The sequence below is a fragment of the Providencia sp. wls1922 genome, assembly GCF_009706505.1.
Taxonomy (GTDB): domain Bacteria; phylum Pseudomonadota; class Gammaproteobacteria; order Enterobacterales; family Enterobacteriaceae; genus Providencia; species Providencia lanzhouensis.
Genome location: NZ_WLUG01000034.1, coordinates 1 through 8,922, shown reverse-complemented (window position 1 = coordinate 8,922; position 8,922 = coordinate 1). Strand labels below are relative to the sequence as shown.

Sequence of the window (8,922 nt, the reverse complement as noted above, 5' to 3'; positions counted from 1 at the left end):
TCATAAGATGACGAGATACTAACCAATATTTTCGGGAGAGTGAGAAAAAGTTATTCCTAATTAATGAGAATCACTTGACATACTAACTCTTTGCTTTTAATCGAATTATTTACTTGTTTTAGCCATAAAAAAACACCTCAATCAGCGTATTGCTTATTGAGGTGTCATTAAAAATAAACGAATTTTTTAATTTATTCAGCGGGGAAATTTGGACCGATTAAATCAATACGATCAGTACAAATGGCATCAACGCCCCACGCTAATAATAATTTGGCGCGTTCAGGGTCATTCACCGTATACACCAGAATATATAAGCCCGCTTGCTTCAATAGCTCGACCCGAGCTTTATCCAATAAGAGATGATCTAAATGGATAGAGACACAGCCTAAGCGAGTTGTCAGTTCACGCCAATCCTCTCGCCACTCCTCCAGCAATAAACCGCGTGGCAATTCAGGTGCTGCGGCTTGAGCAGCTTCAAGGGACTCAATGGAAAATGAAGAGAGTAACGGTGCAGTTTGTCCTTCCCATAATTGTCGAGCCGCTAATGCCACCACGGTTCCTGTTTCTCTCTCCAAGCCGGTGGTTGGCTTAATTTCAATATTCGCCATCATGCGATGTTGTTGGCAACGCTCAGCCACTTGCGATAATAGCGGCAAATGTTCGTTAGCAAATTCTTGGCTATACCAGCTTCCAGCATCAATATTGACTAACTGGCTCCAGTCAAAATTCCCTGCAACCCCATGCCCGTTACTCGTGCGCTCAAGGGTATCATCATGCAGAAGGAATATGTGACCATCACGGGATAACTTGGCATCAAACTCAATCATGGTATGACCATATTTCGCCCCAACATCGATAGCTGCGAGCGTATTTTCAGGGGCTAATTTACCACCACCGCGATGGGCGACAATTTTAGGATAAGGCCAAAGATTCATAAACGGTGTCCATATTGAGTATCAAAAAAATGCTGATGGGCTTCAGGAAGATGAAGCCATAACGTGGAGCCAATCTGAGGGCGATGCTCGTGCCCAAGGCGCACAATCACTTTTTGCCCTGCCCACTGACCATGCACTAAATTATCAGCGCCTAACATTTCGAGGGTCTCGACGACCAGCGGGATCCCCCCTGACGATTCAGAGCCTAACTGTAAATGTTCCGGTCGGGTACCTAACGTTAGCGCATGCCCTACCCACTGTAAATACGTTCTACCCAACGGTAATTGCATTCCGCCGTCGAGCTCAAAGCGAGAACCATCCGCACTCAGTTTTCCTTCCAGCAAATTCATGGCAGGAGAGCCAATAAAACTCGCCACAAAACGGCTGGCAGGACGCTCGTACACTTCAACTGGGGAGCCAATCTGTTCCGCAACGCCTTTATTCATCACCATCACTCGCTGCGCCAAGGTCATCGCTTCCACCTGATCGTGTGTCACATACAAGCTGGTGGTTTTTAAACGACGATGCAGCTGTTGCAGTTCAAGGCGCATCTGTACCCGCAACTTTGCATCGAGGTTAGAAAGCGGTTCATCAAATAAGAATACGGCGGGGTCACGCACAATGGCACGCCCCATTGCCACGCGCTGACGTTGACCACCGGAAAGCTCTCTCGGTTGACGCTTTAATAATCCATCAAGCTCTAAAATCCGTGCGGCATCCGCTACTTTTTGGCGAATGATCTCTTTTCCTAGCCCACGAATTTTTAGCCCCCATGCCATATTCTCTTCAACGCTCATATGAGGATAAAGCGCGTAATTTTGGAATACCATCGCAATGCCACGCTCTTTGGGTTCTAGATGCGTGACTCGCTTTCGGTCAATCCAAATATCCCCGCTCGTCACTTGCTCTAACCCTGCCACCATACGTAATAGCGTGGATTTACCACACCCAGAAGGCCCTACCATCACGATAAATTCGCCATCTGCCACATCCACTGTCAGCGGCTTGATCACTTGATTTTTTCCGTCCCAACTTTTAGTGACGGCTTGAAGTTTTAATTCTGCCATGCTTATTTCTCACTATCGACCAAGCCACGCACAAACGCCCTCTGCATAGCTAATACCACAAGAACGGGTGGAATCAGCGTGAGCAACATTGCCGCCATCACTTGATTCCATTGAGTCGTACCTTCACCCGATGCGATCATGCCTTTGATCCCCGCAACTGCTGTTCCTAAGCTGGGATCTGCAACGATCAAGATTGGCCACAAATATTGGTTCCAACCATAAATAAACGTGATCACAAACAACGCGGCTAAGTTTGTTTTGGACAACGGCAACACAATGTCGATGAAAAACCGCATTGGTGAAGCACCATCAATACGCGCTGCCTCTATCAGTTCATCCGGCAACGTCATAAAAAATTGGCGAAATAAAAAAGTCGCCGTCGCGGAAGCCATCAACGGCAAAGTTAGCCCGGCGTAACTATCCACCATGTTTAAGTTAGAAATCACCTCTACTGTGGGGAAAATTCGCACTTCGACAGGCAACATTAATGTGATGAAAATCATCCAAAAAAATAGGCTACGGCACGGAAAACGGAACCAAACGATGGCAAATGCCGATAATATCGAAATCGTAATTTTTCCAATCGCTATCACCAGCGCCATAACGGTGCTATTTACCAGCATCAACCAAAATGGGGCGCTGTTCGCTGCCACACCGTTATTCCAAATATGTAGAATGTTCTCCCATAAATGAGAGCCAGGTATTAGGGTAATGGGGGTATCGAAGACCGCTTTATCATCGAGTGTCGCGGCAACAAAGGCCACATACAGCGGGAATAAAATCACTAAAATCCCAATTACCAACATGGAATGACTGAATACGCTCAGTCCACGATTTTTCTCTATCATTGGTAACGTACCTTACGCTCGATAAAACGGAATTGAATCACCGTTAGGACGATCACCAAGCCCATCAAAATCACAGATTGAGCTGCGGATGAAGAGAGGTCGAGCCCTGAAAAACCTTCACGGTAAATCTTATAAATTAGTGTCGTCGTCGCTTGTACAGGCCCCCCGCCCGTTGCCGCGTCAATCACAGGGAAAGTATCAAAGAAGGCATACACCAAATTCACCACTAATAAAAAGAAACTCACAGGGGTGATTAATGGTAAGGATATTTTAAAGAAACGGCGGATAGGTCCTGCTCCATCGATAGCAGCCGCTTCCATCAAAGAGCGTGGAATAGATTGCAAGGCAGCGAAGAAAAACAAAAAGTTATAACTGATTTGCTTCCAAACTGAGGCTAAAACGACTAAAAACATCGCCTGACCGCTATTTTGTGCATGGTTCCAGTCATAGCCAATGGATTCCAAACCATAGGTTATCAATCCTCTGCCGGGACTAAACAAAAACATCCATAAAACCGCCGCAACAGCAGGTGCAACGGCGTAGGGTAGTAGCATCAATGTTTGGTAAAAACGGCTTCCTCTTACCACATAATCAACCAAAGCCGCGAAAAACAGCGAGACGACAAGCCCACTTCCTGCTACCCAGCCACTAAAAATCATCGTGGTATAGAAAGAGTCTACATAGTAGCTATCGCTAAAGAGTTGAGTGAAGTTTTCTACCCCCACAAACTCACTGGATAATCCAAAAGGATCAATACTTTGTAATGAATACCAAAGCGCTTGTCCGGCTGGCAAAATAAAGAAAATCACCGTAATGATGAGCTGTGGTAATACTAGCGCATAAGGTAACCAGCGGGAGCGAAATACGGGACGAGATGATGACATAAGCAACCCAATAAATCAGATGTGATGCAGCGCCCCTCTTAATTCCATCAAGAGGGGCAAAAGAACTCATTACTGAGTGGATTTTTCGAAACGGCGCAGTAATTGGTTACCACGCTCAACAGAGGCATCGAGGGCTTGTTGCGGTGTCTTTTTACCTGACCACACGGATTCCAGCTCTTCGTCCACGATGGTACGAATTTGTGGCATATTACCTAAGCGTAATCCTTTGGTATAAGGTAACGGCGCTTTGTTTAACATTTGGCGAGTCGCAATATCCGCCCCCGGATTTTTGTCATAAAAGCCGGATTTTTGGGTCAACTCATACGCTGCCGTTGTAATCGGTAAATATCCTGTATTTTGATGCCATTTTGCGGCATTTTCAGGTTCAGCTAAGAATTTCATAAATTCCGCAACACCTTTATAGGTTTCAGGATCTTTACCGCCCATCACCCACAAGCTTGCACCACCAATGATGGCATTTTGTGGTGCCGTTGGAATTTGTGCATCGTAAGGCATCATGCCAACACCAAAATCAAACTTAGCATGCTTGCGAATATTCGCCAGAGAACCGGAGGAACCAGTAATAATGGCACAATCCCCGTTATAGAATTTCTCAGTTGGCTCGTCTTTACGCCCTAAATAGCTGAAGGTGCCTTTTTTATTCATATCTTGCAGCTGCTCGATATGCCTAACGTGATCTGGGGTGTTAAACTCCAGTACTGCATCAGTGCCGTCAAAGCCATTATTCTTCGATGCGACAGGCAACCCGTTCCATGCACTGAAGTTTTCAATTTGTATCCAGCCCTGCCAACCACTGGCGTAGCCGCACTTCATTCCTGATTCACGTAGCTTTTCAGTATATTGGGCAAGATCTTGCCATGTTTTTGGTGGGGTATCTGGGTTTAAACCGGCTTTTTTGAAGGCTTCTTTATTGTAATAAAGCACCGGAGTGGAGCTATTGAAAGGCTGGGATAGCAGATGCCCCGTTTTCGCATCGCTGTAATAACCCGAAACGGTAGGCACAAACTGAGATTCATCAAAATCAATTCCAGCTTCTTGGAAAACTTCGTAGACAGGTTTGATGGCTTTGGATGACATCATCGTCGCAGTACCAACTTCATAAACCTGCAGTATCGCAGGTGCATTGCCAGAACGAAATGCCGCAATCCCCGCAGCGAGGCTTTGCTCGTAGTTCCCTTTATAAGTGGGAATCACGTTGTAATCTGGGTGCGTTTCATTAAAGCGAGTGACAAGGTCATTCACTTCTTCACCAAGCTGACCTTCCATTGAATGCCAGAATGGGATTGTGGTGACTGCCACTCCTTGACTGCTAAAAGCCAAGCCTAACATCATTGCTAAAGCGGACTGTTTGATCGATGCCATGCCAATTCTCTCTTTTATTATGACTGAAGTTTATCCGCAGAGATTTACACTAAAATGTGCGAATTCACGCAGTTTATGTTCGAGAGAGAATTTATCACCGAGAAATGACAGAAATATCGCCAACACATGACAGATTAATGACTGCCATATCTCTAGCAAATGACGCTTACATGGCAATCGACGTGTTTTATTTTCCCGGTATATCGAAAATAAACACTCAATTTAATGTGAATAATGAATTTCTGATTATTGAATAATGATTAAATAACAAAAAATAGGAAAAACAAATAAAAAAGTAAAAAAAGATGCCAGAAATAATTTTGCAGAAATTGTCATTCTATACATATTATTCACCTTACATTCATTTAAAATAACAAATAAAAAGAAAATTGAGAATAAGTCTATTATTGACATAGCCATAAAAGTAAACTGACCTTCTAAATTAACTTTAGGATAATATTAATAGAACAACAAATATTTAATACCATAAATCCAAAAAACTAATAATAGCCCATAAAATAAGCTATCTTATGATTATCACTTTATAGCCAATTTAAGATTCACATTCGAAAACAATAAAGAGCAAATAAAAATCTATTTGCCCTTATAAATTAATTATTAGATTAACTTCCAGGAGTAAAATAAATTGGTGATCCAGGTCCTACCGGTAATCCCAAAATAAATACCCAGATAATAAAGAACAGAGACCAACCAATAAAGAAAATAATCGAGTATGGCAGCATCATTGAAACCAGAGTACCAATCCCTGCATCTTTCTTATACTTGACGACAATGGCCATGATTAAGCCAAAATAGCTCATCATTGGCGTAATAATATTGGTCACTGAATCACCAATACGATAAGCCGCTTGGATAGTTTCAGGGGAATAGCCTGCCAACATTAACATTGGTACAAATATCGGTGCTGTCACAGCCCATTGTGCGGACGCGGAGCCAATCATTAAGTTAATAAAGGCACAAATCAGAATAAAGCCAACAAATAGTATTCCACCATGTAAATCAATACTATTTAAGAAATTAGCGCCTTTGACCGCAATCACTTGCCCGATGTTGGTCCAGCCAAAAAATGCAACGAACTGCGCCGCAAAAAAAATGATGACTAAATAGAGACCCAAAGTGCTCATTGCGCTTGCCATCGCATCAACCACATCTTTGTCGCTACGCATGGTCTTTGCAATATAGCCGTAAACAATTCCCGGAATCGCAAAGAAAATAAAGATAAACACCACGATTGCTTTTAAGAAAGGTGAATTACTCACTAACCCAGTTTCTTGGTTACGTAAAATCCCACTTTCAGGCACCACCATTAAGGCTAATACTGCCGCTAATCCCCAGAAAGTCACCGATGCCCAGAACAACGCTTTTTTCTCAAGCGGTGTCACTTCAGCTGAGGCACGGAGTTTATCTTCATCTTCATCGACACCACCGCCCTGATAAGGGCCTAACTGCGGCTCCACGATTTTCTCTGTGATGAAATAACCCAAGATAGTGATCAAGAAAGTACTGGCAAACATAAAGTACCAGTTTGCTTCTGCCCCGACGATATAGGTGGGGTCAATAATTCGAGCTGCTTGCTGAGTGATCCCTGACAATAACGGATCCACTGTACCTAATAGTAAGTTCGCTGAATATCCACCGGATACCCCTGCAAATGCAGCAGCAAGCCCAGCTAATGGATGGCGACCTAATGAATGGAAAATAATCGCAGCCAGTGGAATCAGTACCACATACCCGAGTTCTGCCGCGGTATTAGACATAATCCCAGCAAAAACAATCGCAACGGTGGTTAATTTACGAGGTGCTTTGATAACAATCAGACGCATTGCCGCAGATAATAAACCGGCACGTTCCGCGATCCCAACCCCTAAAAGAGCAACTAATACCGTGCCAAGAGGCGCGAACCCGGTAAAATTGGTGACCACATTAGACAGAATTTTACGGATGCCTTCCGCATCTAATAGGCTAACAATATGAATGATCCCGTCTTCAGCCCGACCTTTCGCACCTTCAGGGCGAGGATCCGGCACACTAATACCAAAATACTGACCAACAGCGGAAGAGACTAATAAAATCCCAATTAAGATAATGAATAGAATAACAGGATGTGGCAGAGCATTTCCCAACCACTCAACCGTTCGTAAAAAACGGCTACCCTCTTGCCTTTTTTGTTCCATGAATTCTCCTTATAAACAAGAGAAATGAACATTACACAATGTTTTTCTCTTCACCTAATTACAAGCATATAAATTCAAACCAACAAATTTGATACAAATCGAATACATTAACCAATAATAAACGTACTGATAGTAAAAATAGAATATTTACTTTGTTAAATTTTATTTATGTTAAAAATTAAAGCCATAAAAATTAAATATCATAAAAATACAAAAATGTGGTCAAGCTAACATTTTAATAATATTAACCAACCATTTCTTATTATTTTTAACCAAATAGATATCAAATTTCGTCGATTTTATTCCATTTAATTCGATTAATACCTATTTTTACAGTTACAATAAATTTGAGTTAGATAAAACAAAGTAAAATACCAATTAGCCTGATTAATGTACGTTTTTAATCTAGATTAATCAGCGCTATAATCGAAGCCTATTCACTACAGGGCGAGCCATAATGTCTGTCATTGATCTTTGGGCAGAGCGTCATATTCAAGACGCTTTAAATAAAGGGGAGTTATCCAATCTCAATGGTGAAGGGAAACCTTTACAGCTTGATGATGACAGCCAAGTTCCTGAAGAATTAAGGGCGAGTTATCGTATTCTTAAAAATTCTGGGTATCTGCCGCCTGAACTGCAACAGAAAAAAGAAGCGTTGAATTTATGCCATATGCTGCAGCAACTCTCTGCTGATGACCCCAATTATGTTGCCATCAGCAAGCAATTGGCATTACTCGAACTAAAACTCAAGCAAGCAAATATCAATACCGACTTTTTATATGGCGAATACGCAGTGACAATTTCAGAACACTTAGAGTCTAAATAGCGAAGAATTAACGTTTGGGTAGGGATTGTAGGCGATATTCCTGAGGAGTTTTACCGTAAAACTTACGAAATGCTTGGCTAAAAGCAGAGTGAGAATCATACCCCACCAAGGTAGCAATATGTTCAATGGTTTGGTGAGTTAATAATAGACTTCCCGCGGCTTCCATCCGTTTTTGCAATAAAAATTGCATGACGGTGATCCCCATTTCAGCTTTCACCTTACGTTGTAAGGTACTGACTGACATATAAAACGCGCAGGCAATGTCTTCGCAGCTTATAGGTAAATGCAGACGTAACTCCACCCAATGAACTAGCTCATCAACCCAACGGTTTTCTGGTTTTAACTGGGCTAATAACAGGCGAGCAACGGCAAAGTTTTGTTCCGGTGCTTGCGGAAAGCGTTGCAACCAATTTAATAACCCCGCCGCCGCTGGCGTCAGCGTAAAATGCGTCATTTTTTCATTTAATGACCATTGCGCCGTTGCAGGCATTTCCAATACATAATTTTGATTCCCATCTTGTCCACTAAAAGCATGGCTAACACTCGGCGGGATCACGACACCCTGACCTGCATTTAGCAGCCAGTGTTGACGATGCATATTGATTTCCATCGCCCCTGATAACGCAAATACCACCTGCCATTGCCCATCATGTTGATGAGAAATAACCTCTTGAGAATATTGGCGATAGTGCAATTCAGGTAATAACAAGGCAAGCTCCTACTGGGTGGCATACAGTAGGAGTATACGGTTTTAATCAAAAAAATGCAGCCTGACAGCTTAGGT

The 8,922-nt window shown here is 42.7% G+C and carries 8 protein-coding genes; 1 reads left to right on the top strand and 7 read right to left on the bottom strand.

The window, feature by feature from the left end; genetic code table 11:
* Nucleotides 1-191: 191 nt before the first annotated feature.
* From ugpQ to GKR71_RS02140, 6 genes are all read right to left on the bottom strand, one after another.
* Nucleotides 192-935, bottom strand: coding sequence for a glycerophosphodiester phosphodiesterase (gene ugpQ / locus GKR71_RS02165; protein WP_154599954.1), 744 nt, complete (start codon nucleotides 933-935; stop codon nucleotides 192-194).
* Nucleotides 932-2,002 carry a sn-glycerol-3-phosphate import ATP-binding protein UgpC gene (locus GKR71_RS02160; RefSeq protein WP_108479506.1) on the bottom strand — a complete coding sequence of 357 codons (1,071 nt, stop codon included), beginning with the start codon at nucleotides 2,000-2,002 and terminating at the stop codon, nucleotides 932-934. Before GKR71_RS02160 ends, ugpQ begins: the two co-directional genes overlap by 4 nt.
* A 2-nt stretch (nucleotides 2,003-2,004) precedes the next feature.
* Entirely contained in the window at nucleotides 2,005-2,850 is an 846-nt protein-coding gene (gene ugpE / locus GKR71_RS02155) for a sn-glycerol-3-phosphate ABC transporter permease UgpE (protein ID WP_036949570.1), read from the bottom strand.
* Complete coding sequence (ugpA, locus tag GKR71_RS02150) at nucleotides 2,847-3,734, bottom strand: sn-glycerol-3-phosphate ABC transporter permease UgpA (protein ID WP_154633890.1); 888 nt, start codon at nucleotides 3,732-3,734, stop codon at nucleotides 2,847-2,849. Before ugpA ends, ugpE begins: the two co-directional genes overlap by 4 nt.
* A gap of 69 nt (nucleotides 3,735-3,803) precedes the next feature.
* Entirely contained in the window at nucleotides 3,804-5,117 is a 1,314-nt protein-coding gene (gene ugpB / locus GKR71_RS02145) for a sn-glycerol-3-phosphate ABC transporter substrate-binding protein UgpB (RefSeq protein WP_036949568.1), read from the bottom strand.
* A 623-nt stretch (nucleotides 5,118-5,740) separates the two neighbouring features.
* Nucleotides 5,741-7,312 (bottom strand): AbgT family transporter, encoded by a 1,572-nt coding sequence (locus tag GKR71_RS02140; RefSeq protein ID WP_036949567.1) that lies wholly within the window; start codon nucleotides 7,310-7,312, stop codon nucleotides 5,741-5,743.
* A 457-nt stretch (nucleotides 7,313-7,769) separates the two neighbouring features.
* On the opposite strand from GKR71_RS02140, the gene GKR71_RS02135 reads away from it, so the two are divergent.
* Nucleotides 7,770-8,138 carry a DUF1992 domain-containing protein gene (locus GKR71_RS02135; protein ID WP_036949565.1) on the top strand — a complete coding sequence of 123 codons (369 nt, stop codon included), beginning with the start codon at nucleotides 7,770-7,772 and terminating at the stop codon, nucleotides 8,136-8,138.
* 7 nt (nucleotides 8,139-8,145) lie between these two features.
* On the opposite strand, the gene GKR71_RS02130 is transcribed toward GKR71_RS02135, so the two are convergent.
* Nucleotides 8,146-8,847, bottom strand: coding sequence for a helix-turn-helix transcriptional regulator (locus GKR71_RS02130; protein WP_036949563.1), 702 nt, complete (start codon nucleotides 8,845-8,847; stop codon nucleotides 8,146-8,148).
* Between the last annotated feature and the right edge of the window lie 75 nt (nucleotides 8,848-8,922).

What these genes read in the sequence shown, in the direction of transcription:
- ugpB (WP_036949568.1), bottom strand. Translation starts at nt 5,117, where the DNA reads ATGGCATCGATCAAACAGTCCGCTTTAGCAATGATGTTAGGCTTGGCT.
- GKR71_RS02160 (WP_108479506.1), bottom strand. Translation starts at nt 2,002, where the DNA reads ATGGCAGAATTAAAACTTCAAGCCGTCACTAAAAGTTGGGACGGAAAA.
- GKR71_RS02140 (WP_036949567.1), bottom strand. Translation starts at nt 7,312, where the DNA reads ATGGAACAAAAAAGGCAAGAGGGTAGCCGTTTTTTACGAACGGTTGAG.
- ugpQ (WP_154599954.1), bottom strand. Translation starts at nt 935, where the DNA reads ATGAATCTTTGGCCTTATCCTAAAATTGTCGCCCATCGCGGTGGTGGT.
- ugpA (WP_154633890.1), bottom strand. Translation starts at nt 3,734, where the DNA reads ATGTCATCATCTCGTCCCGTATTTCGCTCCCGCTGGTTACCTTATGCG.
- ugpE (WP_036949570.1), bottom strand. Translation starts at nt 2,850, where the DNA reads ATGATAGAGAAAAATCGTGGACTGAGCGTATTCAGTCATTCCATGTTG.
- GKR71_RS02135 (WP_036949565.1), top strand. Translation starts at nt 7,770, where the DNA reads ATGTCTGTCATTGATCTTTGGGCAGAGCGTCATATTCAAGACGCTTTA.